Source organism: Azospirillum canadense (assembly GCF_025961225.1).
Taxonomy (GTDB): domain Bacteria; phylum Pseudomonadota; class Alphaproteobacteria; order Azospirillales; family Azospirillaceae; genus Azospirillum; species Azospirillum canadense.
The window spans coordinates 2,417,580-2,444,102 of record NZ_JAOQNG010000001.1 but is presented as its reverse complement, the minus strand read 5'-3'; the positions used below and the strand labels follow the sequence as shown (position 1 = coordinate 2,444,102).

The following is a 26,523-nucleotide window of genomic DNA, read 5'->3' as shown; positions in this document are numbered from 1 at the left end:
CCACCAAGCAAGAACCCCCAGGGGAGGTCTTCGTCCATGTCCGTCGTCCCGTCCACCCGGCCCCGCGTCGCCCTGTCCGACGAGGCGAAGGCCGAACTGAAGGCCCTGCTCGGGGACCGGTTCAGCACCGCCGCGGCGGTGCGCGAGCATCACGGCAAGGACGAATCCTACCACCCCAACTTTCCTCCCGATGGCGTCGCCTTCGCCGCCTCGACGGAGGAGGTCAGCGCGATCGTCAAGATCTGCGCGAAGCACAAGCTGCCGATCGTCCCCTTCGGCACCGGCACCTCGCTGGAAGGCGGCGTCGCGGCGCTGGCCGGCGGCATCTGCATCGACGTGTCGGGCATGAAAGACATCCTGCGCGTCAGCCCGGAGGATCTGGACGTCACCGTCCAAGCCGGCGTGACCCGCAAGCAGCTGAACGAGCATCTGCGCGACACCGGCCTGTTCTTCCCGATCGACCCCGGCGCCGACGCCTCGCTGGGCGGCATGGCCTCCACCCGCGCCAGCGGCACCAACGCGGTGCGCTACGGCACGATGCGGGAGAATGTGCTGGGTCTGACGGTCGTGCTGGCCGACGGCCGGATCATCAGGACCGGCGGGCGCGCCCGCAAGTCCGCCGCCGGCTATGACCTGACCCGCCTGTTCGTCGGTGCGGAAGGAACGCTGGGCATCGTCACCGAGGTGACCCTGCGCCTCTACGGCATTCCGGAGGCGATCTCCGCCGCCGTCTGCCCCTTCAAGGACATCCGTGGCGCCGTGGACACGGTGATCCAGACCATCCAGACCGGCATCCCCGTCGCCCGCATCGAGCTTCTGGACGAGGTCCAGATGGATGCGGTGAACAAGTATTCGAAGCTGGACTACGCCGTCGCCCCGACCCTGTTCTTCGAATTTCACGGCACCGCCGCCGGCGTGCAGGAGCAGGCGGAGATGGTGGCCGCCATCGCGGCGGAGAACTGCGGGACGGAGTTCGCCTGGGCGACCCATCCGGAGGACCGCTCCAAGCTCTGGCAGGCGCGCCACGACGGCTATTACGCCGCGCTGGCCCTGCGCCCAGGCTCCAAGGGCTGGCCGACCGACGTCTGCGTGCCGATTTCCCGCCTCGCCGACTGCATCCTGGAAACCAAGAAGGACATCGCGGAGTCCTATCTCCTGGCCCCGCTGGTCGGCCATGTCGGCGACGGCAATTTCCACCTCGTCTACGTCGTCGATCCCGACAAGCCGGAGGAGCTGGCCGAGGCCAAGCGCCTGAACGACCGCATGGTCGACCGCGCGCTCGCCATGGGTGGCACCTGCACCGGCGAGCACGGCATCGGCTACGGCAAGATGGAGTTCCTGGAGAAGGAAGCCGGCGAGGCCTTCGCCGTCATGGGCGAGCTGAAGCGCGCTTTCGACCCGGACAACCTGATGAACCCGGGCAAGGTCGTGCGGATCTGACGCTGTTTGGATATCCACGGTGCTCGCGGCGCGCGAATCGGTCGATTTGCGCGCCGTTTTCTTTGCTCGCGCCACGCGCATCCTCCGTATGGGCGGCACTCGCCTAAAACAAAGCTACAAATCATCAGGAAAATAGATCCGCGGCGGAACCTTCGTCATAAGTGGCGCTTGTGTTTCCAGTACCTTTTGATGACTGAGAATGCGCTTCCGGTTCCTCTATCCTGTTGTAAAAGGGGAGGCGGAATGCAGATCGACAGAATTGAACCGCCGTGGCCTTTGGATGAGCTTGCCCGGCTTGACAGCTTGAAGAGTTACGGCGTGCTGGACACGCCCGCGGAAGAGGTGTTCGACCGCATCACGCGCCTTACCGCCCGCCATTTCGACGCGCCGATCGCGCTCGTCAGCCTCGTCGACGAGACCCGCCAGTGGTTCAAGGCGCGCTTCGGGCTGGATATCGCCTGCACCGGCCGCAAGCTCGCCTTCTGCGCCTACAGCATTTTGGAAGAGCGGGTGATGGTCGTCCCCGACGCCTTGGCGGACGACCGCTTCGCCGACAACGCCCTGGTGACCGGGCCACCGCACATCCGTTTCTACGCCGGGGCCCCGCTGGTGACGCCGGACCGCCATCTCCTCGGCACGCTCTGCGTGATCGACCACAAGCCGCGCGACGACTTCGGCCCCGACCAGCGCCGCGACCTTGCGGAATTTTCCCGCCTCGTCATGCACGAGTTGGAGGCTAGGCGCGCCATGGAGGAGGCAGAGCGGGCGCGCCGGGATGCCGAGCGGGCGGACCGTGCCAAGACGCGCTTCCTGGCCGCCGCCAGCCACGACCTGCGCCAGCCCTTCCAGGCGATGGAGCTTCTGCTGGGCGTGCTGTCCCAGCGCCTTGGCGGCCAGCCGGACCCGTTGGAACTGCTGGAGCGCGTGCAGGAAGCCCTGCATTCCGGCCAGGATCTGCTGAACGGCCTTCTGGACATCGCGACGCTGGAGGCCGGCACCGTCGAGCCCACCGTCACCGCCTTCCCGGTCCGCCAAGTGGCCGAGCGGCTGACGCGGGAGATGAGCGCGCAGGCCGATCTGAAGGGGCTGCGCCTGCGCGTGATGGACTGCAACGCCGTGGTGCGCAGCGACCCGCTGCTGCTGGAACGCATCCTGCGCAACCTGCTCAGCAACGCCATCGCCCACACGGGCAGCGGAAAGATTCTGCTCGGCTGCCGGCGGCGCGGGCCGACCCTGTGGCTGGATGTGTGGGACACCGGCCCCGGCATCCCGCCGGAGCAGCAGGACCTCGTCTTTGAGGAGTTCTACCAACTCGGCAATCCGGAGCGGAACCGCAACAAGGGCCTTGGCCTTGGCCTCGCCATCGTGCGCCGCACCGCAAATTTGCTGGGCCACCGGATCACGGTGCGCTCAGAGGTCGGCAAGGGGACGATGTTCCGTGTGGAGCTGCCCCTGGCCGACGCCCCGGCTCCGTCCTCCGACCCGGTGGCGCCTCCAGATGCCCCGGCGCTCGCCGGCCGCACTGTCCTGGTCATCGAGGACGAGGAGCAGCAGCGCGGCGCCCTGTCGATGTTCCTGCAATCCCAGGGCTGCCGGACCATCGTCGCCGCCTCGGCGGAAGAGGCGGTTGCCCGGATGGGGGAGGGGAGCGGGCTGCCCGACGCCGTGGTCAGCGACTTCCGCCTGACCGGCCGGACGACGGGGTTGGATGCCGTCGCCGCCGTCCGCCAGAAGGCCGGGCGCCCGGTTCCGGCGGTCCTGGTGACCGGCGACACCGACCCGGCGCGTCTGCGGCAGGCGAAGCGGGCGGGCTGCGCGCTGCTGCACAAGCCCTTCCGCCCCGACGATCTCCGCCGCGCCCTGTCCCGTGCCTTCGAACGGACGCCCGGCTAACGCACCAGCCGCGTCATCAGGCTGGACGTGTCCAGCCGATTGCCGCCCATGGCCTGCACCTCGGCGTAGAACTGGTCGACCAGCGCGGTGACCGGCACGGCGGACCCGTTGCGGCGCGCCTCGTCCAGCACAATGCCCAGGTCCTTGCGCATCCAGTCCACCGCGAATCCGAAGTCGAACTTGCCGTCCAGCATCGTCTTGGCGCGGTTCTCCATCTGCCAGGACTGGGCGGCACCCTTGGAGATCACGTCCACCACCTGATGCCCGTCCAGCCCGGCCTTCTGCGCGAAGGCCATGCCCTCGGCCAGCGCCTGCACCAGCCCGGCGATGCAGATCTGGTTGACCATCTTGGTCAGCTGCCCGGCGCCCGACGGCCCCATGTGGGTGACGGAGCGGCCGTAGCAGGCCATCGCGTCGCGGGCGCGCTCGAAGGCGCCGGCATCGCCGCCGACCATCACGGTCAGCACGCCCTTCTCCGCCCCGGCCTGGCCGCCGGACACCGGCGCGTCGAGGAAGGACAGGCCGCGCGCCGTCGCCGCGGCGTCCATCTCGCGCGCGACGGCGGCCGAGACGGTCGAATGGTCGGCGATGACGGTGCCCGGCTCCATGGCGGTCATGGCCGCGCCGGCGACCTGCCGCACGTCGTCGTCACCGCCGACGCACAGGAACACCAGTTCCGCCCCGCGGGCGGCCTCGGCCGGGCTGTCGGCGCGCCGGCCGCCGAATTCGCCGTATTGTTCCACCCAGGCGGCGGCCTTGGCGGCGGTGCGGTTGTACACGGTGACGCGGTGCCCGGCGCGCGCGAGATGGCCGGCCATGGGGAAGCCCATGGTGCCCAGCCCCAGGAAGGCGATGGTGCGGGATAAGGTCGCAGTCTCGGCCATGGGTCTTGCCTTTCCGTTGTTGTCGGCGGTTGTTATGGCTCTCGGTGGAGCGGAGCCTAAGGCGGGCATGCTTGGCGATCAACGGCCGGCGATCAAAGGCCGGATTACCGCAGGCGGAGTGGGGCTCCTTTGCCCGTTTCGCGTGTTCCTTCTTTCGAAGGAGGTTGTCTCGCCGCGCGCTTGCTCCCCGCGCAAGATGTGTTAAGAGGGTAAGGGCCGGACGCAAGATTCGTGTCCGGCAACCAGTTTCGGACACTCACAGCCACGGGCTTTGGGCCAGATAACAAGGGAAGGACTGCCGCATGAGCAACCAGTCGGGTTTCCAGGACGCGCCGCCGGACGATCGCTCGGGCTTCACCGAAGACCAGGAGAGCGCCATCCGCATCCTCGCCAACAGCCTGCACCGTCTGAACGACGCCGTCGTCAAGGCCGTGGAGGCCGGCGTGACGGTTGAGCTGATGCGCACCGCCCGCTACCACAATGCGACGGGCAACTGGGGCGACCAGCTGACCCCGGTGATCCGCTCCAAGTAACCGGCGCGACCGCCGGCGTGAGGCCCCCCTTCCTCCGGGAAGCGGGGGCTTTTTCATGCCCGGGCGGGCGGAACCGGCGGAGCGCTCAGGGGTTCCACTCCCGTGCGGATTCCGTCCGGAGTGAACGGCCATGAACGACGCCCAGCAGCAGCCTCCCCGCGATCCAGGGCCCTTCCACGACCGCGGGATCGACGAGCGCGAAGCCATCTGGCGCATCCACAGCCTGTGCGAGCCGACCTTCACCGACCTGACCCACGGCATCTTTCTGGGCGTCGTCTGGTCGGCGCTGCTCTGGGCGCCCATGTTCATCAGCGTGCTGATGTAAAGAAAGGTTCATCAGCGTGCTGATGTAAAGAAAGGTTCATCAGCGTGCTGATGCAGCGCCGCGGAGGTCCGGTCAGGCCACCTTGGCCGGCCGCAGCAGGCCGCGGATGCGGGCGGCGAGCTGGTCGGGGGTGAAGGGCTTGGGCAGGACCGCCGTGTCGCTGCCCAGCCCGGTCAGCGACTCCGGGCTGTAGCCGGAGGTCAGCAGCACCCGGATGCGCGGCCAGCGCTCGCGCACCCGGCGGGCAAGGTCGATGCCCGACACGCCGTAGGGCATCACCACGTCCGACACGATGACGTCGAAGGCGGAATCCAGCTCCAGCAGTTCCAGCGCGGCGGCGCCGTGGTCGGCGGTCAGCACCTCGAACCCTTCCTGGACTAGCCCGTCGACGGTGGCCATCAGGACCAGCGCGTTGTCCTCCACCACCAGCAGCCGCACGGGGCCGGTGGCGCCGGCCGCCGCCTCGGGCGCGGGGATATCGGCCGCCGGGCATTTGGCCGTCGCCGGCAGGGCGACGCGCACCACCGTGCCGCGGCCGGGCGCGCTCTCGATGCGCGCGGTTCCGCCGGACTGCCGGGCGAAGCCGTAGACCATGGACAGGCCCAGGCCCGTGCCCTTGCCCTCGTCCTTGGTGGTGAAGAAGGGGTCGAAGGCGCGGGCGGCCACGTCGGGCGGCATGCCGGTGCCGGTGTCGGCGATTTCCAGCACCACGGTTCCGGCCCCGCGGTCCTCCACGCCGGGCTCGGCGTCCGGACCGGCGCGGCTGGAAATGCGGATTCGCCCACCGTTGAGCAGGGCGTCGCGGGCGTTCAGCACCAAATTCAGCACCGCCATTTCCAGCTGCACCGGGTCCACCTCCACCCGCTGCGGTCCCGGGGCCAGGTCCCAGTCCAGCCGGATGTCGGCGCGGACGGACCGTTCCAGCAGGTCGTCCATCGCGCGCAGGCTGTCCGCAAGGTCGACCACCTGCGGGTCCACCGCCTCCTGCCGCGAGAAGGCGAGCAGTTGCCCGGTCAGCTTCTTCGCCCGCTCCAGCGCCGTCCGCGTCCCGTCCAGATAGCGGTTCCCGGCGGCCGGCAGGTGCGGCGCCATCAGGTGCAGGTTGGCAAGCGCCGCCGTCAGCAGGTTGTTGAAGTCGTGGGCGACCCCGCCGGTCAGCTGGCCCAGCGCCTCCATCTTCTGGGACTGGCGCAGCGCGGCCTCCAGGCTTTCGCGGTTGCGCACTTCCTCGGCCCAGCGACGCATGGCGACGACCTCGCTCCGCGCGCGCCGCATGGCCAGGGAGGTGATCCAGACCAGCGCCAGCGTGGCCGGCAGGGCGAAGGCGGCGTACAGCACCATGTTGCGCCGCCAGGTCGCCATGATCTCCGTCTGAGGCACGCCGTAGGTCACGTACACCGGATAGGGGGTCGCACGCTTGAAGGCGTACAGGCGGTCGATCCCGTCCACCTGGCTGACGTTGCGGTACATCCCCTCGCCGGCTCCGCGGGCGGTGGCCTGCATCAGCCCGTTCGCCGGTGACAGCCGCGTGGGAATGGCGTCTCCGCGATCCGGCACGCGCATCAGGACCGTGCCGTCCTGCCGCACGATGGAGATGGACTCCTCGCCCCCGGGCAGGACGCGGCTGTAGAAGTCGTTGAAATAGTCGGCGTGCAGGGCGGCGACCAGGATGCCGTTGAACGCCCCGTCGGGGCCGCCGGGTCCGCTGCGGCGGCGGCTGACGTTGAACTGCCTGGCCTTGGTGTTGCGCCCGATCACCGGTTCGCTGATGAAAACGCCGGCGTCGCGCTCCCTCTGGACGCGCAGGTACTCGCGGTCGCCGACGCTGGTGGGCGGCTCCAGCGGGAAGACGCGGCTGAGCGCGCGGGTGAAGCCATTGGGGTCGATCAGCGCGATGACGCCGACCTGCGGCAGTTCGTCGTCCAGCGTCTTCAGGTAGACGTGCAGGGACTCCGACCGGCCGATCTCGTCCCAGTTCATCCCCTGGGTGCGTTCGTCGACGCGGTCCAGCGTCTGCTGCACGGTGTCGAAAATCTTGTGCAGATGCTCGTGCAGCACCTGCACCGTCTTGTTCATGTTGCGCTCGGTCTCGGCGACCACGGCGCGGTAGTCGCGCCACGCGATGACCGCGAACAGGACCGAAGGAACGAGCACCGACGCCACGAGCATCGCCCGCAGCAGCCGCAGCATTCCAGCCGATTCACTGGCCAGTGCGTCGAGGAACCGTGTGGGCATCGGCGGAAGGCGGGTACCGGGCAGGATGGAACGGAACCCGACGGCCTAAGCCTCCGGGGTGCTTAAGCTATGGCGTCGCGCTGGCAATTCGGCAAGCCGGACTTTCCGGCAGGTCTATGCCCTACGGGTTAGCGGTTGAGTTCGCCGGATCGTCAGCCGCGTCGTCGACCCCGTCCTGCGTGTCGTCCAGCACCTGGAACAGTTGCCTCCGGTGGGCGGTCCGGCGGCACACCGGGCATAGGCTTTCCGTTCCCGGCCGCGCGGCTGGCAGCCGCGCGGTGACCCCGCAGGACGGGCAGCGCCGGGCCTGCAGCGGCACGGCGGTCTGCCGCCGCGGTGCCAAGCGTTCCAGGATCAGCGCGTCGGGCTTGCAGACGTCCACGCACAGGCGGCAGCCGGTGCAGTCCTCCGCGGCGATGCGGAAGGCCGCGGCCTCTCCACCGTCCAGGCGGATCGCCCCGGTCGGGCAGAGCCGCGCGCAACTGGCACAGCCCTCGCAGACCGACGCGTCGATGGAGGGCACCCAGGGCCAGGGCTGCGCGTCGGCCAGCCGCGGGGAGGCCGGCGGCGGCAGCAGCCGTCCAGGCGGCGTTCCGGCCGGCATCCGGGCCGGTGTGCCGGTCTCAGCGTCGCCCCCGTCCCGGCGCCGCAAGCCGGACAGGCGGAACAGGCCGCGGCGGCTGACCTCACCGGACTCCTCCCTGGATCCATCGCCGGTCCTGTCCTCGCGGTCGGAGACCGTGTCGAAGGCCAGCTGGGCGCGCCAGGGCGTGGCGGAACGGCGGGTCAGCAGCAACGGCGGCAGGCCGCGCCCCTCCAGCAGCACGTTCAGCTCCGCCACTGCGCGCTCCAACCGCACCGCCGTGCTGCTGCCGGTGGGACAGGAGGCGCAGGCCCCGCGCGCGACGACCAGCCGCCGAACCCCGCCGCCATAGAGCGCCGCAAGGTCCGCGAGGCTCAGCACGTTCAGGCAGGGGAGCACGCCCTCCACGCCCTCATGCCCATCCTCATGCCCATCCTCATGCCCATCCTCATGCCCATTCTCTTGGGCGTTGCGCAGGCCGGTGCGCGAACAGGCGGCAAATCCCACGGGCAGGCCGCGCCCGGTCCCGGTGCGCTCCCGGCGGCGGGCAACCCGGTGGCCGTGGGCGATGACCGATTGCGGGCAGGCCGCGGCGCACAGGCCGCAGCCGTCGCAGACCGGCAGGTCGATGGACACGCCATCGCCGTCGACGACCCAGGCGCCGCGCGGGCAGGCGTCGGCACAGGCGCGGCAGCTCGCCACGACCGCCCTGTTGTGCACGCAGCGCTCCGCCGCGATGGTCGGCGGGGTGCTCGGGCGCCGTCCGATGGCCGGCGAGCCGGCCGTGTTTTTCGTCAACCGCAGGTCTCCTTGCGCCGCGACTCCATGGCTTGCTCCACCGGCCGGGGTCGGTCGAAGCCCTGCGCCAGCAGGTCGCGCAACGCATCCAAATACCCGCCCGTGAGCAGCGCGACGCCTGCGAAATAGGGAGTGCGGCACCGTGCCGCGACCCGGCCGCAGAAGGCGGGGACCCAGCGCAGCGGGTGCTGGTCGAGGAAATCCGCCGCCTCCGCGCCCTGGGCGCGCTCCAGCAGATCGGCCAGGAAATGCAGCTCCAGCACCAGATGGTCGGGGTCGCGCGGGTCGTCGGTCACAAGGCCGAACCGGCGGTACCAGGCCTTCACGCGGAACATCGCCTCCTGCCGGCGCAACGGCTCCTCGTGCACCCAGACGGATTCGATGGGGCAGGCGCGCAGCGCGTTGGTCAAGTGGATGGCCGCGAAGTCGGCGGCCAGCTCGTCCAGCGCGGCCGCGTCGGCGGGGCGGGGCAGGCCGTCCAGCGCCTCTCCCAGCAGCGCCAGCGCCTGCACGATGTCCGGCCGGTCGAACGTCAGCCCGAAAAGATCCTGGAGGGGCTGCGCGCGCAGCTCCTCCAGGAGGTCGACGGTCGGCTCGCGGTCGTGCAGCCCGGCCAACCGACGCACGTCGGCCGCCGTGGCCCGCCCGAACGCGACGACCACCGGGGACGCCTCGGCCAAAGGAGTGATTCCGTCCACGCGCGTGCTCCTCGAAGAACCCCTCTCCCAGCGGGGCTGGGAGAGGGTATGTGTCACCCTTCGACCTTCCCCTTCGGATGCGCGACGAACGCGATCGACGGGTTGGTCAGCTCCGGGTTCGCCATGTTGCGCACCTGCCGAACCACCCGCTCGCCCGGTCCCACAGCCTTCGTGGCGTAGGACCCGTCGCGGATCTTGTCGATCGGGCCGACGTCCAGCACGCGCATCATGCAGCCCATGACGCAGTAGGGCTTGCGCCCGGCGTCGATTTCGTCGACGCACAGGTTGCACTTCATGACGGTGTTGCTGATCGGGTCGAACTGCGGCGCGCCGAAGGGGCAGGCGGCCTCGCAGCGGCGGCAGCCGATGCACAGGCTGCTGTCGATGTCGACGATGCCGTCCTTCGTCCGCTTGAAGATCGCGCCCGTGGGGCAGGTCGGCAGGCAGGCCGGCTCCGCGCAGTGGTTGCAGGACATGTTCACCTTGTAGGCGAACACCTCCGGGAACTTCCCACCCTCCACATACATCACGCGGCGGAAGCGCGGCCCCGGCGGCAGGCCGTTCTTGTCCTTGCAGGCGATCTCGCAGGCGCGGCAGCCGATGCAGTCCACGTTGTTGTGGACGAAGCCCAGCTGCATGTCCGGCGTCACCGGCGTGTAGCCCTTGCGCTTGCGCGCGGCGACGGCCACCTGGACGCGGGCCTTCTTCTCTTCTTCCATGATGGTCGGCCCCCCTTACGTGCTGCGGCGGAAGACGTGCGCCCGCGAGGTGGCGAGCTGGTCCCAGCCGGGCCGGTGGTTCAGGTCGGTCTTGCGCAGGTTCACCAGGATGGTGTTGTAGGCGAAGCCGCCGGCCGGGCTCGGCTCGTCCAGCGTCAGCACGTCCGGGTTGCCGGCGCGGTCCACCCCGTCGCCGTCCAGGTCCAGCCAGGCGCCCTCGTGCACCACCACCACGCCGGGCATCACGCGCTCAGTCACATAGGCCGGCAGCACCATGCGGCCGCGGGCGTTGTAGACCTCCACCGTGTCGCCGGTCTTGATCCCCAGCGTCGCAGCATCGGCCGCGTTGATGGTGACCTCCTGCTCGTAGGTCTCGCGCAGCCAGGGGATGTTGTTGAAGATCGAATGGGTGCGCCAGCGCGCGTGCGGCGTGATCAGGTGGAACGGGTGCTCCGCCCGCTTTTCCGTGTGGTTCAGGCTCTCGAAGGGCTCCGTCCACTTGGGGATCGCCGGGATGGGGTGGCCCCAGGCCGTGCGGGTCCAGTCGGTCACCTGGGCCAGCTGGGTGGACAGGATCTCGATTTTGCCGCTGGGGGTCTGGAAGGGCACGCCCTTCTCGATCTGGTCCTGGAAGGCGACGTGCAGGCGCGGCAGTTTGAATTTGTAGGTGCCGCGCGCCTTGAACTCCTCCCAGCTGATGTCGGCGCCCTGGTGGTGTTGCACCTTCTCCCACCAGGCGCTCAGGTAGGCTTCGTCCACCGCGTCGTCGTAATGGAAGTATTCGCGGCTGGCGCGGGGGTTGTAGCGCTCGCCGAAGCCCAGCCGGTGGGCCAGCTCCGTGTAGATCTGGAAGTCGGTCTTCGATTCGCCGAGCGGCTGGATGACCTTCGGGCGGTGGATGTAGTAGTGGCCCTTGTACCAGGGCAGCGCCACGTCGTGCCGCTCGAAATGGGTCGCCACCGGGAACAGCACGTCCGCGTAAAGCCCGGACGGCGTGATGGTGGCGTCGTTGCAGACGACGAGGTCCAGCTTCTTCATGGCCTCGATCTGCTTGTTGATGTTGGGCAGCTGGTTGAACCAGTTGGACCCCTGCCAGAAGATGCCCCGCACGTTGGGGATCACCCCGTCCAGGTTGTCCGACCGGGGCCAGAGCCCGATCTCCTCCCGTTTCAGGTTCGGGTAGTTCAGGACCAGATGCGCCCAGCGGTCCGACTTGATGGAGGCGTACCAGACGTTGGAGAACTCGTCGTAGGGGTAGGCGATGCCCTCCGCGTGCCAGGCCTTGCCCACGCCCTCGGCGCAGCCGCCCAGCTTGCCGATGTTGCCGGTCATCGCCTGGAGGGCCGCGGCCATGCGGTTGTACTGCTCGCCGTTGGAATTGCGGCCGGGCGCCCAGCTGGCCTTCAGCGCGGCGGGCTTGGTGCGGGCGTAGAGGTCGGCCAGCTTCACGATGTCGGTGGCCGGCACGCCGCAGATGGCGCTGGCCCATTCCGGCGTCTTCGGCTGCCCGTCACGGGTGCCCAGGATGTAGTCCTTGAAGCTCTCCTGCCCCTGCGCCCACTGCGGCATGGTGCCGGGGTCCATGCCCTGCGTGAAGCGGTTGATGAAGTCCTGGTCCTGCAAGCCGTTCGTGAAGATGTGGAAGGCCATGCCGGCCATCATGGCGGCGTCCGTCGCCGGCCGGATCGGTATCCACCAGGCATCATAGGCCGACGCGCTGTCCGAATATTGCGGGTCGATCAGCACGAAGCGGCAGCCGCGCTGCTTGGCCAAGCGCATGTAGTAGAAGGTGTTGCCGCCGTGGAAGGTGTAGGCCGGGTTCCAGCCCCACATGATGATCAGCTTGGAATGGGCGAAGGTGTCGTCCTCGTTCCCATCCTCGATGGTGCCGAAGGTCATGCGGCTGGAGAAGGTGGTCGCCTGGTAGGAGGGCACCGACCAGCTCGACGTCCGGCAGCCGTACATGCCGAGGAAGCGTCCGAGCAGCCCCTCGATCTGGTCGGACTTGTGCAAGACGCCATAGGAAGCGCCGGCGTAGCTCTGGTCGAGCAGGGCGTGCGGGCCGTATTTCTGCTTCAGGTCCTGCATCTTGCCGGCGATGAAGTCCAGCGCGGCGTCCCAGGAGGCGCGCTTGAACTTGCCCTCGCCGCGTTCGCCGACGCGGATCATCGGGTAGAGCAGCCGTTCCGCCGAATAAAGCCGCGACCGGTAGGAGCGGCCACGCAGGCAGGCGCGCAGCTGCGGCATCTCCTCCGTGTCATAGCCGAAGCCGCCCTGCGGCCCCTGGTAGCGCCCGTCGTCGGTGGACAGGCGGACGATCACGTCGCCTTTCTTGTGCGCCACCAGCATGTGGCGGCTGCCGCAGTTGTGGGCGCAGCTGGTCGGCACGGTGACCAGCTCGTCGTCGGTGGGGTAGGGGCTGTAGGCGAAGGCCTTGGCCTCCCGCGGCTCCACCGCGCGGAACAGGCTGGCCCCGGCGGCGGCCGTGGCGGCCGTGCCCGCGGCCCCCTGCAGGACGTCGCGCCGCGAGACGTTCAGCGCGTTCCCCAGGATCGTTTTCGCGTCCATCTCGCCTCTCATTTATTAGGCCCAGGATTTTGGAGGGCGTAGCGCGGGTCGGAGTTGGCCGGGCGGGCCTTCGCCCAGTCGGGCGTGTCCTCCGGCATCCCGGGCCAGGGGTGGCGCGGGTAGGGGAAGCTGATCCGGTACCAGGCGCGCCCACCATGGCAGCCGTAGCAGGTGTCGGCGTTCTCGGTGGCCGCCTGCTCGATCGCCTCGGCCTTCAGGTAGCTGACCTTGTGCCGCTCGGTGCGGAAGCCGCCTTCCGGGTTGTGGCAGGACAGGCAGCCGTTGGGCGCGTCCGCTGATTCGAAGTTCTCGCGCGCCTCGTGCCAGGGGCCGGGCAGGCCTTCCATGTTCTGCCAGGGGAACTGGCCGTGGCAGGCGAGGCAGGTCGTTTCCGGGTTCACCTGCTTGCGCAGCGTGTAGCCGGCATTGGTCGGCGTTGGGGGGACCGGAGCCTCCTCCCGCGGGTTGGAGCCCTGGTGGCAGAAGGTGCATTGCAGGTTCATCAGCCGCTCCGCCATGGGCGTGCTGAGGTGCCGGCGATGGAAGCTGTCCTGCGCGCCGATGTAGGTGTCCAGCGTCTGGTACCAGGCCTGCGCGTCCGCGGACTTTACCCCGGCGGGGGAGGCGGCGCGCACGCTCGGCTCCAGCACCTCCTGATGGCAGGCGAGGCACTGCTCGTTGGTGGCGGTGTCGATGGCCGGCTTGAAATGCAGCGGGTTCCACAGCGCCTTGCCGTAGTCCGGCTCGCCCGACGCGCTCAGCACCGCCTTGGGAAAGGCGGGGGCGGGCGGCGCCTTGGCCGCTTCCGGCGCTGGGGCGGGCTGGGCGGCTGGGGCTGGTGCGGGCGCCGCGACGGGGGCCGGAGCCTTGGCCACCAGAGGCTGCGGGTCCGGCTTCGGCGGGGCCGCGGGAACGGCGCGCGCCGCCTCCAGCAGCAATTGCGCGGTCGGCGACACCGGTGTGGGCGCCGGCTTGGTGGCTTGGGCGCTGTCCGCCTGGGCCGCCGCCTGCGCGGGGGCCTTGACCGGCTGGTCGACCTTCTTCGCGGGGAAGGCCAACTGGACGAGCCCGAAGACCAGGAAGAAACCCAGGAAATAGACCACCGGGTGGATGGCCTTCACGGGTTGATCGCTTTTTGGATGGTTGGACGTCATGCGGCCGGCCCTTCGGCGGTTCGGGGTCCCGGCCGGGCGTCCGCCCGGCCTTTCCTGACGAATTCCCGACGGGAGCGGCGCGCCGGAGCCCTCCCAAGCCCCCGGCGCGCCATCTCCCCGCGTGTCGGATTACGGCTTAGCCTGCATGCCGCTCATCCCGCCCATGCCGGACATTCCGCCCATACCGGACATTCCGCCCATACCGGACATACCGCTCATCCCGCCCATGCCGGACATTCCACCCATGCCGGACATGCCGCTCATCCCGCCCATGCCGGACATTCCACCCATGCCGGACATTCCACCCATGCCGGACATGCCGCTCATCCCGCCCATGCCGGACATTCCGCCCATGCCGGACATGCCGCTCATCCCGCCCATGCCGCTCATCCCACCCATGCCGGACATGCCGCTCATCCCACCCATGCCGGACATTCCGCCCATACCGGACATTCCGCCCATACCGGACATTCCGCCCATACCGGACATGCCGCTCATCCCGCCCATGCCGGACATTCCACCCATGCCGGACATGCCACCCATGCCGGACATGCCGCTCATCCCGCCCATGCCGGACATTCCACCCATCCCCGACATGCCGCTCATGCCCTGGGCGACGGCGGCGGAGGTGGTGGCGAGTCCGCCGACGAGGGCGGCGGCGATCAGGGCGGTGCGCAGGGTCTTCTTCATCGTTGCTTTCATTGGGGATTCCTCCATTGGGGTGTGTTGTGGCGTTTCCGGGCCGGGGTCCGCCGGCTCGGATTGGGTGATGTCGCTTTGTCGTTCTGATTGGGCGGGCGGCCCCACCGAGGGGCGGGTGCGGCAACCGCCTCAGCGGTGCCAGCGCCGCAGGTCGTAGCGCCCGGTCATTCCGGGTTGCGTGAAGGGCGTGTACCAGTTGCCCTGGTCGTCCAGGAATTTCAGGCTGGTGGGGTAGGGCGAGTCCACGCCGGACAGCGCCTTCTGGTACCAGCGGGCGTCCTTCGCGACGGCGGCCAGGGTGGGCGCGTCGGTCCGGCGCACCGATGGGACGGTGCCTGCGACGAAGGTCGGCGCCTGCGCGGCGTCGTTCGCCGCCGTGTTGGCCGACGTGTCGGCCGCCAAGGCCGGCCCGGCTTGCACCAGGACCGTCTGCGCCAACAAGACATGCGCCAGTATTAAAGCGCCCCGGAGTGCCGCTTTGTGCATGGTTTCCTCGACCGGTGACAGTTGCTTAGTCTTCTTATTGTTCGGGGGCTTCCCCGACATTTATGACCGCAGCATTTGTCCGGTTATTACCACCGGGGATCCATTTCGGTCAACGCCCCGCAATCGCCGTTTGCATTGCAGCAATCCTTGATCAACCCCGCGCATCGCCCGCGCGCTGGCCCCCCTGCGCATCGCCGTGCCGCAGTTTAACCACCTGAAGAAACTGTAATTTCCACGGACTCTGTCGCACCCCTTGGGCGGTGGCGCGGCCATTCGCCTGTGGCCGGCGCGCCCGGAAACGGCGAAAATGTCGCAGCATCAACCATCCGTGAGACGCAGGAGTCACCCGCCATGCCCCTGAAGCCCATCGATGCGGCCGACGCCGCCCCCGAGGTCCGCGCCGTCTTCGACGACATCAAGGCAACCCGCAACGTTCCGGACGTGAACAACTTCTGGAAGATGGTGGCTCACCACCCGGAAACCCTGAAGCGGACCTGGGAGAGCCTGAAGGAGGTGATGGGGCCGGGCGCGCTCGATCCGCTGGTGAAGGAGATGATCTTCGTGGCGGTCAGCGTCACCAACGGCTGCGCCTACTGCATCCGCTCGCACGAAGCGGCGGCGCGCAGGGCGGGCATGACGGATGCCCAGTTCGGCGAGTTGATGGCCGTGATCGGCATGGCCAACGAGACCAACCGCCTCGCCAACGGCTATCAGGTGGAGATTGATGAGGCGCTTAAGTAAGAAAATCCAGGCTCAGGCGAAATCGCTCATCGCCTCCTCCAGTGACGGGTATATGGCTTCGGCCAGCGACCCGTCCACCCGCACCGGACGGGGCAGGATGGCAACGGCGTCCAGTGCGGCGCGCAGCGTCAACCCGGTCACCTCAATGAATCCGCCCGTGTCGCCGTAGCGCCCGGCCGTCCATTCCCCGCGGTGCGGGTCGCCGGACAAGGCGCCGTTGGCGGAGATCATCACGTGGGTGCCGTCGCCGTCCCGCCGGTTCCAGGCCATGCCGTCGCCGGTGTCGCGCGGGCGGAAGCCGGCTTCCAGGAGTTCGTCGCGCAACGCCTGCGGGACCCTCACGCGGCTCGGCTCGACGTCGGTCCCGTACGGCCCGCCAGCCCCGTGCGGACGGCTGCTGATCATCTCTTCCACGGTTCCCTCCTCGGTCGTTCGCGTCCTTGCCAACGTCAACAGGGCCGTGGAGGGAATGGTTCAAAAGCGAAAGGGCCGGCACGTTTCCGTACCGGCCCTTTGCCGTGTTGGTCGGAGAGAGAGGATTCGAACCTCCGGCCCCTGCCTCCCGAAAGCAGTGCTCTACCAGGCTGAGCTACTCTCCGTTCCTGTCGGCGGCGCCGTCGCCAGCGTCGCCGTGGGGCGGGTGTATAGCCCCTTTGCCCGCACTCTGCAACGCCATAAGCGATGGACGACGAATGTTTTTTTCCGAGGAGGAGCGAACCCCCGGAATGCGAAAGGGCCGGTACGTTTCCGTACCGGCCCTTTGCCGTGTTGGTCGGAGAGAGAGGATTCGAACCTCCGGCCCCTGCCTCCCGAAAGCAGTGCTCTACCAGGCTGAGCTACTCTCCGTTCCTGTCGGCGGCGCCGTCGCCAGCGTCGCCGTGGGCCGCGTATATAGCCGCTGGAACCGGGGGGCGCAACGCCAAAATCGCCCCCCGACCCGAAAAAGTGAGTGCGCTTAGAAATCCCGCTCGATGACGAAGTCCAGCACGTCCAGAAGGGCGTGCTTCACCGGGCTGTCGGCGAACAGGCCCAGCGAGTCGCGGGCGATGGCGCCGTAATGGCGGGCGCGCTCCACCGTGTCCTTCAGCGCGTTGTGCCGGACCATCAGCTCCTGCGCGCGCTCCATGTCGCCGTCCTGCTGGTCCAGATCCTCCATGGTGCGGCGCCAGAAGGCCCGCTCCTCGTCGTTGCCGCGGCGGAAGGCCAGCACGACGGGCAGGGTGATCTTGCCCTCGCGGAAGTCGTCGCCGACGGTCTTGCCCAGCTTCGCCTGCTTGGCGGAGTAGTCCAGCACGTCGTCGACCAGCTGGAAGGCGATGCCCAGGTTCATGCCGTAGTCGTAGAGCGCCAGCTCCTCCGCCTGCGGCCGCTTGGCGACCACGGCGCCGACGCGGCAGGCGGCGGCGAACAGCTCGGCCGTCTTGGCCTTGATGACCTCCAGGTAGGCCTGCTCGCTGGTTTCCGTGTCGTTGGTGGTGCGCAGCTGCAGCACCTCGCCCTCGGCGATGACGGCCGACGCCTTGGACAGGATGCGCAGCACGTCCAGCGACCCGACCTCGACCATCAGCTCGAAGGCGCGGGAGAACAGGAAGTCACCGACCAGCACGCTGGCCTTGTTCCCGAACACCGCGTTGGCCGAGGCCAGCCCGCGCCGCAGGTCGCTTTCGTCGACCACGTCGTCGTGCAGCAGCGTGGCGGTGTGGATGAACTCCACCACCGCGGCCAGCATTTTGTGGTCGTCGCCCTTGTAGCCGCACAGCTCCGCGGCGGCGAGGGTGAGCACGGGGCGCAGGCGCTTGCCGCCGGCCGCGATGATGTAGCCGGCCAGCTGCGGGATCAGCTCCACGGACGAGTGCATCCGCGCGACGATGATGTCGTTGACCGCGCTCAGGTCGTTGGCCACCAGGGCGGTCAAATCGTCGAGCGGGTTAGACTTGCGCCGTTTCGGCTCGAGGTTGGTCACGACCGCCAAGGTCGACTCCAATATGATTGACGTGACGATTTCCGGCAGGGAGCATAACGGCATAGCCTCTTCGGTCAAGTCCGCAGGGCGCCGCAATGTCGAGATGTGATGAAGGAACTTCTGCGCACCACCGATCCGGTCCGCCTCAGCTGGCTTCTGGCGCTGCTGGCCGACGCCGGAATCGAGGCCGTCGTGCTCGACACCCACACCAGCATCCTGGAGGGATCCATCGGCGCGATCCCGCGCCGCCTGATGGTCCCGGAAGACGACCACGCCCAGGCCTGCCGCCTTTTGCGCGACGCTGGCGAAGAGTTGGGGGTGTGAGGATGGCGGTAAGTTGGAGTGGTGGTAGAGACGAATGCGACTCACCACAGAGGCACGGAGACACAGAGTGTGTTCCGGTCGAGTGTTCGTCTTTCTGCATCTACGAGGCAGGCAGCGTGTTTTCAATAAAGCTCTCTGTGTCTCCGTGTCTCTGTGGTTGACCTCCACTCCCGACGCGATGCCATGACCGAGCCCATCGACACCCTTCTGGACGGCCGCGTCCGCCTGATCCAGCCGGAATCCGGCTACCGCGCCGCCATCGACCCCGTTCTGCTCGCCGCCTTCACCGCCGCCGTTGCCGGCGACCGCGTGCTCGACGTCGGCACCGGCACCGGCGCCGCCGCGCTGTGCCTCGCCGCGCGGGTTCCCGGCGCTGTCATCGTCGGGCTGGAAAAGCGCGCGGAGGCCGCCGAGTTCGCCCGGTGCAATGTTGCCCTCAATGCGGCTGGCCGCGTCACCGTCATGGACGGCGACCTGCTGGCCCCGCCGCCGGACCTCGCGCCCGGCGGCTTCGACCGGGTGATGATGAACCCGCCCTACCTGCGCGCCGGGGCAGCCAGCCCGCCGCCCGATCCCTGGAAGGCCGCGGCGAACGTGGAGGGGGAGGCGGGGCTGGCGGACTGGCTGCGCTTCGCCTCCGCCATGCTGAAGCCGGGTGGGGCGCTGACCCTGGTGCACCGCGCCGATCGGCTGGACGAGATCCTGGCCGCCCTGCATGGCGCCCGATTCGGTTCCCTGATCCTCGTGCCCCTGTGGCCTAAGCCCGGTGAGGATGCCCGGCGCATCCTGCTGTCGGCGCGCAAGGGCGGCCGCGCACCGGCCCGCTTCACCGCCGGCCTGGTTCTGCATGATGCGGACGGGTCCTACACCGCCGCCGCGCAACGCATCCTCCGCGACATGCTGCCGCTGGCGCTTTAACTCTGCCGTCAGCGTCACCATTTCAACCGGCGATGAGCATGCATGACCTCCTCGCCAAACTTCCTTTCGGCCCCTGGCGCGACGCCGGGCCGATCGTGTCCGTCCTCCGCCTGTCCGGCGTCATCGGCCAGGTTGGCCCGCTGCGCCAGGGCTTGACGCTCGCCGGCATGGCCGGGCTGATCGAGCGCGCCTTCGCGGTCAAGAAACAGGCGGCGGTGGCGCTGGTCGTCAACTCACCGGGCGGCTCGCCCGTGCAGTCGGCCCTGATCGCCAAGCGCATCCGCGACTTGGCGACGGAGAAGAACGTGCCCGTCTTCGCCTTCTGCGAGGACGCGGCGGCGTCCGGCGGCTATTGGCTGGCCTGTGCGGCGGACGAGATCTGGGCCGACGAAAGCTCGATCGTCGGGTCCATCGGCGTGGTGTCCTCCAGCTTCGGCGCGCACGAGTTCATTCAACGCCACGGCATTGAGCGGCGGGTCCACACGGCGGGCGACAAGAAGGTCCTGCTCGACCCCTTCTCGCCGGAACGCGAGGACGGGGTGGCGCACCTGAAGGCGATTCAGGCGGAGATCCACGACGCCTTCAAGGCGATGGTCCGCACCCGCCGCGGTGCCCGCCTTGCCGGTTCGGAGGAGGAGCTGTTCTCCGGCGCCTTCTGGGCGGGCCGCCGGGCGCTGGAGCTTGGCCTGATCGACGGAATTGGCGACCTTCGCACGATCCTGCGTGGCCGTTTCGGCGAGAAGCTGCGCCTGCGCGTGGTGCAGGAGGACCGCCGCTGGTTCCGCCGCATCGGCTTCCGCGTCGAGTCGCTCCCCGACCAGCTGGCCACGCAACTTCCCGCCGCGGCGCTCGCCGCCGTGGAGGAACGCTCCCTGTGGTCACGCTACGGTCTGTAACGCCGCAAATTTCGTAGGTTGGATGGAGCCGCAGCCGCAGCCGCAACCCAACACACGCCGCCATGCCGACGATGTTGGGGTGCGCTGCGCTCCACCCAACCTACGGGCGCAGGCCTATTGCGTCACCTCGCGCAGGCGTTCGGACGGGGGCGGGACTTGCTGGCCGGTGCGTTGGGCCTCGGCGATCCAGGCGATGATCGCGTCGCGCGCGGCGGCGGTGGCCTCGGCCGGGGTGGTGCCGCCGGCGGTGCAGCCGGGCAGGTCGGGCACCTCGGCCGTGTAGCCGACGCCCTGTTCGGGGGCCAGCGGACGGACGATGACCGGATAGGCGCTGGCGTCCCAATTGGCGTCCTGGTTGGCGTCCCGAGCGGTGTTCATTGGATTTCGTCTCCTCTTTCTCGGTTTTCTTTCATAAAGTGCCGGCTTTCCGCCGCGCGACAAGACCTATTTCGACGGGACCCCGGAATGCTCAGCGCCTTTATCTTTCTGGCCGGTGGAGCGGCCGGCGGACTGCTCCTGGGTATGCTGGGGGTCGGAACGGCGCTGGTGGCGGTCCCTCTGTTGACGCTGGTCCTGCCCTGGCTCGGCGTGCCGGCCCCCGACGCGCCGCTGACGGCGCTGGCGACCTCCATGGCGGTGGTGGCCGTGACCTCGGTGTCGTCCGTCCTGTCCCACCACCGATTGGGCAACATCGACTGGCGGGTCTTCCGCACGACTGTCCTGGCGAGCCTGCTCGGAGTCGCGCTGGGCAGCGCCGTCGCCACGCACCTGCCTGGACAGGCCCTGCGCGCGGTGGTCGGCGCCTTCCTGCTCTACACCGCCTGGCGCATGCTGCGCGCCCAACCGCCGAAGCCCGGCGCCACGTCCCCAACCGACGTGCCGCCCACCGCCTACCGGCTGGGCGGGGCGCTGATCGGCGTGGCCGGCAGCTTCATCGGGGCCGGCGGCGGCGTGCTGATGGTGCCCTTCCTCAGCGGGCGCGGCCACCCGATGACGCGGGCGGTCGCCACCTCCACCGCCATCGGCCTGCCGGTCACCGTGCTGGGCGCCATCCTCTACACCGGCCTCGGCCTGCGCGAGGGCGTCCACCTGCCGGGCCAGTTCGGCTACCTGCACCTGCTGGCCTTCCTGGAGATCAGCGCCGCCAGCGTCCTCGCCGCCCCCTTCGGCGCCCGGCTCGCCTCCCGCGTCCCGGCAGGCCTGCTGAAGAAGGGCTTCGCCGTCGTCCTGGTGCCGCTTGCGTTGAAAATCGCGCTTGGCTGATTGCCTTGGGATGATTGCTGGGGGCTGACCGAAGGGCAGCCTTGACCACGCACCCCCGCACCCCCTAATCCTGGCGCCATGTTCAGTCTTTCGAAGCTCCTGTTCCTGGCGCTGGTGATCGGCGCGGTGTGGTTCGGCTGGCGCTGGTTCAACCGCGTCGGCGAGGTTGGGCGCGAGCGCCTGCGCGAACGCGAGCAGCGCCGCAGCGGCGGCCCGTTCGGCTCCTCCTCCCCTGGGGCCAACCCCCGCGCCCCGCAATCGACCGGCGGGGCAATGACCGAGGACATGGAGAAGTGCCCGGAATGCGGCGCCTACGTCGCCCCGCGTTCCGCCGTGTCCTGCGGCCGCCCAGGCTGTCCCTACGGGCGCTGAGGCTTTAAACCCCGGCGGGCGCTTGATTCCCGGAATACCGCCGCGTATCGTGCGGCGCGTTTTTCCACACCAATCATAAGTGACCGCCGATGGCCTCCCAGAGCGGGTCTTCCCAAGACAGCCGCGGCCTGTCCTTTCAGGCCCTGATCCTCAAGCTCCACCAGTTCTGGTCGGAGCAGGGCTGCGTGATCCTGCAGCCCTACGACATGGAGGTGGGTGCGGGCACCTTCCATCCGGCGACGACCCTGCGGGCGCTCGGTCCGCAACCCTGGAAGGCGGCCTATGTGCAGCCCTCCCGCCGGCCGAAGGACGGCCGCTACGGCGAGAACCCGAACCGGCTGCAGCACTATTACCAGTATCAGGTGATCCTGAAGCCCTCGCCGGCCAACGCGCAGGACCTCTACCTGCAAAGCTTGAAGGTGCTGGGCATCGACCCGTCGCTCCACGACATCCGCTTCGTCGAGGACGACTGGGAGAGCCCGACTCTCGGCGCCTGGGGCCTGGGCTGGGAGGTCTGGTGCGACGGCATGGAGGTCACCCAGTACACCTACTTCCAGCAGGTCGGCGGCATCGAGTGCGACCCCGTCGCGGTGGAGCTGACCTATGGGCTGGAACGGCTGGCCATGTATGTGCAGGGCGTGGAGAACGTCTACGACCTGGACTTCAACGGGCAGGGCGTAAAGTACGGCGACGTCTTCAAGCGCGCCGAGATCGAGTATTCGGCGCACAATTTCGAACACGCCAACACCGAGATGCTGCTCCAGCATTTCAAGGACGCCGAGGCCGAGTGCCAGTCGCTGATCGCCAAGGGGGTGTCCCTGCCGGCCTACGACCAGTGCATCAAGGCGTCGCACCTCTTCAACCTGCTGGACGCGCGCGGCGTCATCAGCGTCGTGGAGCGCGCCGCCTACATCGGCCGCGTGCGCGCGCTGGCGAAGGCCTGCTGCGAGGCTTGGACCGCCGGGGGGGCCAAGTAACATGCCCGAACTTCTGATCGAATTCTTTTCCGAGGAAATCCCGGCTCGCATGCAAGCGCGTGCGGCGGACGACCTCAAGCGACTCGTCACCGAGAAGCTGGCCGCCAACGGCCTGTCCTTCTCCGCTGCCGAGGCCCACTCCACCCCCCGCCGCCTCACCCTCGTCCTCGACGGCCTGGCCGAGCGCACGGCCGACGTCCGCGAGGAGAAGAAGGGCCCGCGCGTCGGCTCGCCGGAGCAGGCGGTCGCCGGCTTCCTGAAGTCGGCCGGCCTTACCAGCCTCGACCAGTGCGAGCAGCGCGACACCGGCAAGGGCGTCTTCTACTTCGCCGTGGCGGAGAAGAAGGGCCGCCCCACCGCGGAGGTGCTGGCGGAGATCATCCCGGCCGTCATGGCCGACTTCCCCTGGCCGAAGTCCATGCGCTGGGGCACCGGCACGGTGCGCTGGGTGCGCCCGCTGCACTCCATCATCGCGCTGTTCGGCGGCACGGTGCTGGAGGGGTCCTTCGACCTCGGCGGCAACCAGGGCAAGCTGGTGTTCGGCAACAGCACCCGCGGCCACCGCTTCCTGTCGCCGGACGCCTTCACCGTCAGCGATTTCGCCGATTACAAGGCGAAGCTGCGCGCCGCCCACGTCGTGCTGGACCGTGAGGAGCGCAAGGCCAAGATCAAGGCCGACGCCGAGGCGCTCGCCGCCAAGGAGGGCCTGACCCTGTCGCCCGACGACGGGCTGCTGGAGGAGGTCGCCGGCCTCGTCGAATGGCCGGTCGCGCTGGTCGGCTCCATCGACGAAAAGTTCATGGACGTGCCGTCGGAGGTGCTGATCACCTCCATGCGCACGCACCAGAAGTATTTCGCGGTGCTGGACAAGGCCGGAAAGATGGCGCCGCGCTTCGTCGTGGTCGCCAACACCCAGACGGCGGACGCTGGCCGGGCCATCGTCGCCGGCAACGAGCGCGTTCTGCGCGCCCGCCTGTCCGACGCCAAGTTCTTCTGGGACCAGGACCGCAAGACCAAGCTGGAGGAGCGCGTTCCCCGGCTGGCCGCCATCACCTTCCACGCCAAGCTCGGCACGGTGGCGGAGAAGGTCACCCGCGTGCAGATCCTGGCGGCGGAGATCGCCCGCGCCATCGGCGCCGACGCCGACGCGGCGACCCGCGCCGCCCTGCTGTCCAAGGCGGACCTCGTGACCGAGGTGGTCGGCGAGTTCCCCGAGGTCCAGGGCATCATGGGCCGCTACTACGCCCTGGGCGAGGGCGAGAACCCGGTGGTCGCCGAAGCCATCGCGGAGCACTACAAGCCGCTCGGCCCCTCGGACACGTGCCCGAAAGCCCCGGTGTCGGTCGCCGTGGCGCTGGCCGACAAGCTCGACACGCTGGTCGGCTTCTTCGCCATCGACGAGAAGCCCACGGGCTCCAAGGACCCCTACGCGCTCCGCCGCGCCGCGCTGGGCATCATCCGGCTGATCCTTGAGAACGGCCTGCGCCTGAACCTGACGCAGGTGTTCAAGGCCGCCCACGGTGCCTACAGCGTCGGCGGCTTCGCCGCGGCCGACTCGGTGGCCTCGGACCTCATGGCCTTCTTCGCCGACCGCCTGAAGGTCACGCTGCGCGACCAGGGCGTGCGCCACGACCTGATCGACGCGGTGTTCGCTCTCGGCGGTGAGGACGATCTTGTCCGCCTGCTCGCCCGCGTGAAGGCGCTCCAGGCCTTCGTCGGCTCCGAGGAGGGAGCGAACCTGCTGGCCGCCTACAAGCGCGCCAGCAACATCGTCCGCATCGAGGAGAAGAAGGACGGCAAGTCCTACGACCAGCCGGTCGACCCGGCCCTGCTGACCCTGGCGGAAGAGAAGGACCTCTACGGCGCCCTGACCGACGCCGCGGCGACCGCCAAGCCGCTCCTGGCGCAGGAGGACTTCACCGGAACCATGGGTGCTCTTGCCCGCCTGCGCGGCCCGGTGGACGCCTTCTTCGACAAGGTGACGGTGAACGCCGAGCAGGCCGACCTACGCGCCAACCGCCTGCGCCTGCTGAGCCAGATCCGCGCCACGCTGAACGCCGTGGCGGATTTCTCGCGCATCGAGGGGTAATCGCCTCGGCTTCACTGCATTGTGATAGTTTCAACAGAAAGACTATAAAAAGCCCCCTGTACAGTAATGTGCTGCTGTACAGGGGGCTTTTTCATGGGATAAAGGTTCGCATTACATTCAATTGTATGAATTTTCTTTCGGTGCGCCACATTAGCGCGGATTGTCCCCAATTGCATATGGCAAACGTCATCGCTCTGTTGTAAGGATTATCAGCGAAGAAGAATGGTGCTTCTATATTGACAGGAGCTTGTTTTGCTTACTGCACAATTTGATAAACCTCTTGCGGCTGAATTTGTCAACCTCCTGTTGGGTTGCCTCCGGCGTGTTTTCGGCGCAGAGCGAGTTCGTCTGAAGCGTTCTCATGGTGCAAATATAATTTATGTGGATGATTCGAGGTTTTCCGTGTTTATGGCCGGCGACCATGCTCGGTTAACAGATTCTCAAATCGACGCTGAAATTTGGAAGTTCTGCGATCGTAGTCCTTCCCTGTTTAATGCTCTAAAGAATTGTGTTTCTGCTAAGAAGATGGGGATCTGACCATGGTAAAATATCCTGCAATCGTAGAAGAGGTCGAAACGGGCTACTCCATCACTTTTCCGGATTTTCCGGAAGCGTCGGTCGCGTGCCGGCTTCAAAGCGAGATTGATGTGCTCGCGCGGAAATGTCTGAACACGGCATTGGAGTTCAGAAAAGAAATGAATTTAAAAATACCTCGTCCTTCACGACCTGCCCGTGGTCAAATGTTAATAGACGTGGATATCGAGCTTGGCTGTGAAGCTGCAGCTGAGTTGGCGGCGCTTTGGTAGTTGCTTTGCCAAGCAGATGATCGTGCGCTTTGCAAGCGTGGCGAATTGGGATTTTGGATGTTGCCATACCCTTATTTTTTTGCTCATTTCCTATTTGAATTTGTATGCTCTCTCCCATGGCGGGTCGCGGCGGTTCCGTGACCGATCGCCGGACTGAAGCGACCGGCCACAGCAAGCGAACCAGGAACACAGGCGCGCGACCCCTCGGACGAACTGTTCGGGAGGAACGAGCATGACCATCCGAAACCCGGCTGAGTGGGGAGCAGCCCATTTCAAAGTCTGGTCGCACGCCGTGGCCGAGGCGAGCCACGCCGTCTCCCCGACCGGCGAGGACCGCAGCGCCTACGAGCCCACGGTGCGCCGCATCCGCACGGCCGACCTGCGCGACGCGCTGGCGAAGGGGCTCCAGGACTTCGCGGCCTATCGCACCGACGTCTTCTTCCTGTGCCTGATCTACCCGGTCGTCGGCCTCGTGCTGGCGGTCGCGGTGTTCAACGGCGACGCGCTGCACCTGCTGTTCCCGCTGGCCTCTGGCTTCGCGCTGATCGGCCCCTTCGCGGCGATTGGCCTCTACGAGATGAGCCGGCGGCGGGAGCAGGGCATCGCCGTCAGCTGGGCCGACGCCTTCGGGGTGGCGGCCTCGCCGGCTTTCGGCGCGGTGCTGGTGATGGGGCTGATCCTGACCGCGATCTTCCTGCTCTGGCTGGTCGCGGCGCAGCTGATCTACATGGCGACGATCGGGCCGGCCTTCGCAGCGTCCGGAGCACCCGACACGTTCGGCGCCTTCCTCGACCAGACCGTCACCACCCGCGCAGGCTGGGCGATGATCATCCTTGGCTGCGGGGTCGGTTTCCTGTTTGCGGCCGTGGTGCTGGCGATCAGCGTGGTCAGTTTCCCATTGCTGCTCGACCGCCGCGTCGGCGTGACGACGGCCATCCGCACCTCGGTCCGCGCCACCCTGAAGAACCCGGAGCCAATGGCGCTGTGGGGGCTGATCGTCGTCGGCGCCCTGATTCTCGGCTCGATCCCGGCCTTCGTCGGCCTCGCCATCGTCATGCCGGTGCTGGGGCACGGCACCTGGCACCTATACCGCCGCCTGGTGCCGGACTGACGGGGCGTGCGGGAAGGGCATGGATCATGCCCTTCCCAACCCCCC

Annotated in this window: 26 protein-coding genes and 2 tRNA genes; 14 read left to right on the top strand and 14 right to left on the bottom strand. The window is 68.2% G+C overall.

Annotated elements, in window-relative coordinates; genetic code table 11:
* Positions 1 to 36: 36 nt before the first annotated feature.
* Entirely contained in the window at positions 37 to 1,440 is a 1,404-nt protein-coding gene (locus tag M2351_RS11650; protein ID WP_264656225.1) for an FAD-binding oxidoreductase, read from the top strand.
* Between the two features lie 243 nt (positions 1,441 to 1,683).
* Positions 1,684 to 3,333 (top strand): ATP-binding protein, encoded by a 1,650-nt coding sequence (locus M2351_RS11645; protein ID WP_264656224.1) that lies wholly within the window; start codon positions 1,684 to 1,686, stop codon positions 3,331 to 3,333.
* Here M2351_RS11645 and M2351_RS11640 read toward each other — a convergent pair.
* Positions 3,330 to 4,217 carry an NAD(P)-dependent oxidoreductase gene (locus M2351_RS11640; RefSeq protein WP_264656223.1) on the bottom strand — a complete coding sequence of 296 codons (888 nt, stop codon included), beginning with the start codon at positions 4,215 to 4,217 and terminating at the stop codon, positions 3,330 to 3,332. The genes M2351_RS11645 and M2351_RS11640 overlap by 4 nt on opposite strands.
* Before the next feature lie 302 nt (positions 4,218 to 4,519).
* Between M2351_RS11640 and M2351_RS11635 the strand changes: the two genes are divergently transcribed.
* Entirely contained in the window at positions 4,520 to 4,750 is a 231-nt protein-coding gene (locus M2351_RS11635) for an SMc00767 family acetate metabolism repressor (RefSeq protein WP_264656222.1), read from the top strand.
* A gap of 130 nt (positions 4,751 to 4,880) precedes the next feature.
* Positions 4,881 to 5,075 carry a hypothetical protein gene (locus M2351_RS11630; protein WP_264656221.1) on the top strand — a complete coding sequence of 65 codons (195 nt, stop codon included), beginning with the start codon at positions 4,881 to 4,883 and terminating at the stop codon, positions 5,073 to 5,075.
* A 72-nt stretch (positions 5,076 to 5,147) separates the two neighbouring features.
* On the opposite strand, the gene M2351_RS11625 is transcribed toward M2351_RS11630, so the two are convergent.
* The 8 genes from M2351_RS11625 to M2351_RS11590 all read right to left on the bottom strand — a co-directional run bounded on the left by M2351_RS11625 (position 5,148) and on the right by M2351_RS11590 (position 14,970).
* A complete protein-coding gene (locus M2351_RS11625) occupies positions 5,148 to 7,265 on the bottom strand; it encodes a hybrid sensor histidine kinase/response regulator (RefSeq protein WP_264656220.1) in 2,118 nt (705 codons plus the stop codon).
* Between the two features lie 166 nt (positions 7,266 to 7,431).
* Positions 7,432 to 8,691: an ATP-binding protein gene (locus tag M2351_RS11620; protein WP_264656219.1), complete on the bottom strand. Its 1,260-nt coding sequence runs from the start codon at positions 8,689 to 8,691 to the stop codon at positions 7,432 to 7,434.
* The gene (locus M2351_RS11615) at positions 8,688 to 9,389 is read right to left on the bottom strand and encodes a TorD/DmsD family molecular chaperone (protein WP_264656218.1); all 702 of its coding nucleotides are present in this window, start codon (positions 9,387 to 9,389) and stop codon (positions 8,688 to 8,690) included. Before M2351_RS11615 ends, M2351_RS11620 begins: the two co-directional genes overlap by 4 nt.
* 53 nt (positions 9,390 to 9,442) lie before the next feature.
* Positions 9,443 to 10,108, bottom strand: a complete 666-nt coding sequence (locus M2351_RS11610; RefSeq protein WP_264656217.1) for a 4Fe-4S dicluster domain-containing protein — start codon at positions 10,106 to 10,108, stop codon at positions 9,443 to 9,445.
* Between the two features lie 15 nt (positions 10,109 to 10,123).
* Positions 10,124 to 12,676 (bottom strand): molybdopterin-containing oxidoreductase family protein, encoded by a 2,553-nt coding sequence (locus M2351_RS11605; protein WP_264656216.1) that lies wholly within the window; start codon positions 12,674 to 12,676, stop codon positions 10,124 to 10,126.
* Positions 12,677 to 12,684: 8 nt separating this feature from the next.
* The gene (locus M2351_RS11600; protein WP_264656215.1) at positions 12,685 to 13,797 is read right to left on the bottom strand and encodes a cytochrome c3 family protein; all 1,113 of its coding nucleotides are present in this window, start codon (positions 13,795 to 13,797) and stop codon (positions 12,685 to 12,687) included.
* A gap of 162 nt (positions 13,798 to 13,959) precedes the next feature.
* Complete coding sequence (locus tag M2351_RS11595) at positions 13,960 to 14,532, bottom strand: hypothetical protein (RefSeq protein ID WP_264656214.1); 573 nt, start codon at positions 14,530 to 14,532, stop codon at positions 13,960 to 13,962.
* Positions 14,533 to 14,661: 129 nt separating this feature from the next.
* Complete coding sequence (locus M2351_RS11590) at positions 14,662 to 14,970, bottom strand: hypothetical protein (protein WP_264656213.1); 309 nt, start codon at positions 14,968 to 14,970, stop codon at positions 14,662 to 14,664.
* Positions 14,971 to 15,369: 399 nt separating this feature from the next.
* Here M2351_RS11590 and M2351_RS11585 point away from each other — a divergent pair, with 399 nt between their 5' ends.
* The gene (locus M2351_RS11585) at positions 15,370 to 15,759 is read left to right on the top strand and encodes a carboxymuconolactone decarboxylase family protein (protein WP_264656212.1); all 390 of its coding nucleotides are present in this window, start codon (positions 15,370 to 15,372) and stop codon (positions 15,757 to 15,759) included.
* Positions 15,760 to 15,771: 12 nt separating this feature from the next.
* Here the strand turns inward: M2351_RS11585 and M2351_RS11580 are convergent, their stop codons facing one another.
* The 4 genes from M2351_RS11580 to M2351_RS11565 all read right to left on the bottom strand — a co-directional run bounded on the left by M2351_RS11580 (position 15,772) and on the right by M2351_RS11565 (position 17,731).
* On the bottom strand, positions 15,772 to 16,164 hold the full coding sequence (locus tag M2351_RS11580) for a hypothetical protein (protein WP_264656868.1): 393 nt from the start codon (positions 16,162 to 16,164) through the stop codon (positions 15,772 to 15,774).
* 117 nt (positions 16,165 to 16,281) lie between these two features.
* Positions 16,282 to 16,358, bottom strand: a tRNA-Pro gene (locus M2351_RS11575).
* A gap of 170 nt (positions 16,359 to 16,528) precedes the next feature.
* Positions 16,529 to 16,605, bottom strand: a tRNA-Pro gene (locus tag M2351_RS11570).
* Positions 16,606 to 16,714: 109 nt separating this feature from the next.
* On the bottom strand, positions 16,715 to 17,731 hold the full coding sequence (locus M2351_RS11565; RefSeq protein ID WP_264656211.1) for a polyprenyl synthetase family protein: 1,017 nt from the start codon (positions 17,729 to 17,731) through the stop codon (positions 16,715 to 16,717).
* A gap of 99 nt (positions 17,732 to 17,830) precedes the next feature.
* Between M2351_RS11565 and M2351_RS11560 the strand changes: the two genes are divergently transcribed.
* The 3 genes from M2351_RS11560 (at position 17,831) to M2351_RS11550 (ending at position 19,860) form a co-directional block, all read left to right on the top strand.
* Positions 17,831 to 18,046, top strand: coding sequence for a putative signal transducing protein (locus tag M2351_RS11560; protein WP_264656210.1), 216 nt, complete (start codon positions 17,831 to 17,833; stop codon positions 18,044 to 18,046).
* Between the two features lie 183 nt (positions 18,047 to 18,229).
* Positions 18,230 to 18,964: a tRNA1(Val) (adenine(37)-N6)-methyltransferase gene (locus tag M2351_RS11555; protein WP_264656209.1), complete on the top strand. Its 735-nt coding sequence runs from the start codon at positions 18,230 to 18,232 to the stop codon at positions 18,962 to 18,964.
* A 38-nt stretch (positions 18,965 to 19,002) separates the two neighbouring features.
* Complete coding sequence (locus tag M2351_RS11550; protein ID WP_319801880.1) at positions 19,003 to 19,860, top strand: S49 family peptidase; 858 nt, start codon at positions 19,003 to 19,005, stop codon at positions 19,858 to 19,860.
* Positions 19,861 to 19,974: 114 nt separating this feature from the next.
* Here M2351_RS11550 and M2351_RS11545 read toward each other — a convergent pair whose 3' ends face one another.
* Positions 19,975 to 20,238 (bottom strand): type II toxin-antitoxin system HicB family antitoxin, encoded by a 264-nt coding sequence (locus M2351_RS11545; protein ID WP_264656207.1) that lies wholly within the window; start codon positions 20,236 to 20,238, stop codon positions 19,975 to 19,977.
* Positions 20,239 to 20,325: 87 nt separating this feature from the next.
* Here M2351_RS11545 and M2351_RS11540 point away from each other — a divergent pair, with 87 nt between their 5' ends.
* From M2351_RS11540 to M2351_RS11515, 6 genes are all read left to right on the top strand, one after another.
* On the top strand, positions 20,326 to 21,123 hold the full coding sequence (locus tag M2351_RS11540; protein WP_264656206.1) for a sulfite exporter TauE/SafE family protein: 798 nt from the start codon (positions 20,326 to 20,328) through the stop codon (positions 21,121 to 21,123).
* 78 nt (positions 21,124 to 21,201) lie between these two features.
* Positions 21,202 to 21,495 carry a hypothetical protein gene (locus tag M2351_RS11535; RefSeq protein WP_264656205.1) on the top strand — a complete coding sequence of 98 codons (294 nt, stop codon included), beginning with the start codon at positions 21,202 to 21,204 and terminating at the stop codon, positions 21,493 to 21,495.
* An 89-nt stretch (positions 21,496 to 21,584) separates the two neighbouring features.
* Positions 21,585 to 22,472 carry a glycine--tRNA ligase subunit alpha gene (locus tag M2351_RS11530; protein WP_264656204.1) on the top strand — a complete coding sequence of 296 codons (888 nt, stop codon included), beginning with the start codon at positions 21,585 to 21,587 and terminating at the stop codon, positions 22,470 to 22,472.
* A gap of 1 nt (position 22,473) precedes the next feature.
* On the top strand, positions 22,474 to 24,561 hold the full coding sequence (gene glyS / locus M2351_RS11525; RefSeq protein WP_264656203.1) for a glycine--tRNA ligase subunit beta: 2,088 nt from the start codon (positions 22,474 to 22,476) through the stop codon (positions 24,559 to 24,561).
* A gap of 539 nt (positions 24,562 to 25,100) precedes the next feature.
* Complete coding sequence (locus M2351_RS11520) at positions 25,101 to 25,367, top strand: type II toxin-antitoxin system HicB family antitoxin (protein WP_264656202.1); 267 nt, start codon at positions 25,101 to 25,103, stop codon at positions 25,365 to 25,367.
* 232 nt (positions 25,368 to 25,599) lie between these two features.
* Positions 25,600 to 26,478, top strand: coding sequence for a DUF2189 domain-containing protein (locus M2351_RS11515; RefSeq protein ID WP_264656201.1), 879 nt, complete (start codon positions 25,600 to 25,602; stop codon positions 26,476 to 26,478).
* Positions 26,479 to 26,523 lie beyond the last annotated feature (45 nt).

Bases quoted from the DNA above. Each gene is read 5' to 3' on its own strand.
- M2351_RS11580 (WP_264656868.1), bottom strand. From the start codon at position 16,164: ATGATCAGCAGCCGTCCGCACGGGGCTGGCGGGCCGTACGGGACCGAC.
- glyS (WP_264656203.1), top strand. From the start codon at position 22,474: ATGCCCGAACTTCTGATCGAATTCTTTTCCGAGGAAATCCCGGCTCGC.
- M2351_RS11625 (WP_264656220.1), bottom strand. From the start codon at position 7,265: ATGCTGCGGCTGCTGCGGGCGATGCTCGTGGCGTCGGTGCTCGTTCCT.
- M2351_RS11540 (WP_264656206.1), top strand. From the start codon at position 20,326: ATGCTCAGCGCCTTTATCTTTCTGGCCGGTGGAGCGGCCGGCGGACTG.
- M2351_RS11645 (WP_264656224.1), top strand. From the start codon at position 1,684: ATGCAGATCGACAGAATTGAACCGCCGTGGCCTTTGGATGAGCTTGCC.
- M2351_RS11650 (WP_264656225.1), top strand. From the start codon at position 37: ATGTCCGTCGTCCCGTCCACCCGGCCCCGCGTCGCCCTGTCCGACGAG.
- M2351_RS11640 (WP_264656223.1), bottom strand. From the start codon at position 4,217: ATGGCCGAGACTGCGACCTTATCCCGCACCATCGCCTTCCTGGGGCTG.
- M2351_RS11585 (WP_264656212.1), top strand. From the start codon at position 15,370: ATGCCCCTGAAGCCCATCGATGCGGCCGACGCCGCCCCCGAGGTCCGC.
- M2351_RS11530 (WP_264656204.1), top strand. From the start codon at position 21,585: ATGGCCTCCCAGAGCGGGTCTTCCCAAGACAGCCGCGGCCTGTCCTTT.
- M2351_RS11550 (WP_319801880.1), top strand. From the start codon at position 19,003: ATGCATGACCTCCTCGCCAAACTTCCTTTCGGCCCCTGGCGCGACGCC.
- M2351_RS11520 (WP_264656202.1), top strand. From the start codon at position 25,101: ATGGTAAAATATCCTGCAATCGTAGAAGAGGTCGAAACGGGCTACTCC.
- M2351_RS11605 (WP_264656216.1), bottom strand. From the start codon at position 12,676: ATGGACGCGAAAACGATCCTGGGGAACGCGCTGAACGTCTCGCGGCGC.
- M2351_RS11635 (WP_264656222.1), top strand. From the start codon at position 4,520: ATGAGCAACCAGTCGGGTTTCCAGGACGCGCCGCCGGACGATCGCTCG.
- M2351_RS11595 (WP_264656214.1), bottom strand. From the start codon at position 14,532: ATGAAAGCAACGATGAAGAAGACCCTGCGCACCGCCCTGATCGCCGCC.
- M2351_RS11545 (WP_264656207.1), bottom strand. From the start codon at position 20,238: ATGAACACCGCTCGGGACGCCAACCAGGACGCCAATTGGGACGCCAGC.
- M2351_RS11535 (WP_264656205.1), top strand. From the start codon at position 21,202: ATGTTCAGTCTTTCGAAGCTCCTGTTCCTGGCGCTGGTGATCGGCGCG.
- M2351_RS11555 (WP_264656209.1), top strand. From the start codon at position 18,230: ATGACCGAGCCCATCGACACCCTTCTGGACGGCCGCGTCCGCCTGATC.
- M2351_RS11560 (WP_264656210.1), top strand. From the start codon at position 17,831: ATGAAGGAACTTCTGCGCACCACCGATCCGGTCCGCCTCAGCTGGCTT.
- M2351_RS11515 (WP_264656201.1), top strand. From the start codon at position 25,600: ATGACCATCCGAAACCCGGCTGAGTGGGGAGCAGCCCATTTCAAAGTC.
- M2351_RS11610 (WP_264656217.1), bottom strand. From the start codon at position 10,108: ATGGAAGAAGAGAAGAAGGCCCGCGTCCAGGTGGCCGTCGCCGCGCGC.
- M2351_RS11630 (WP_264656221.1), top strand. From the start codon at position 4,881: ATGAACGACGCCCAGCAGCAGCCTCCCCGCGATCCAGGGCCCTTCCAC.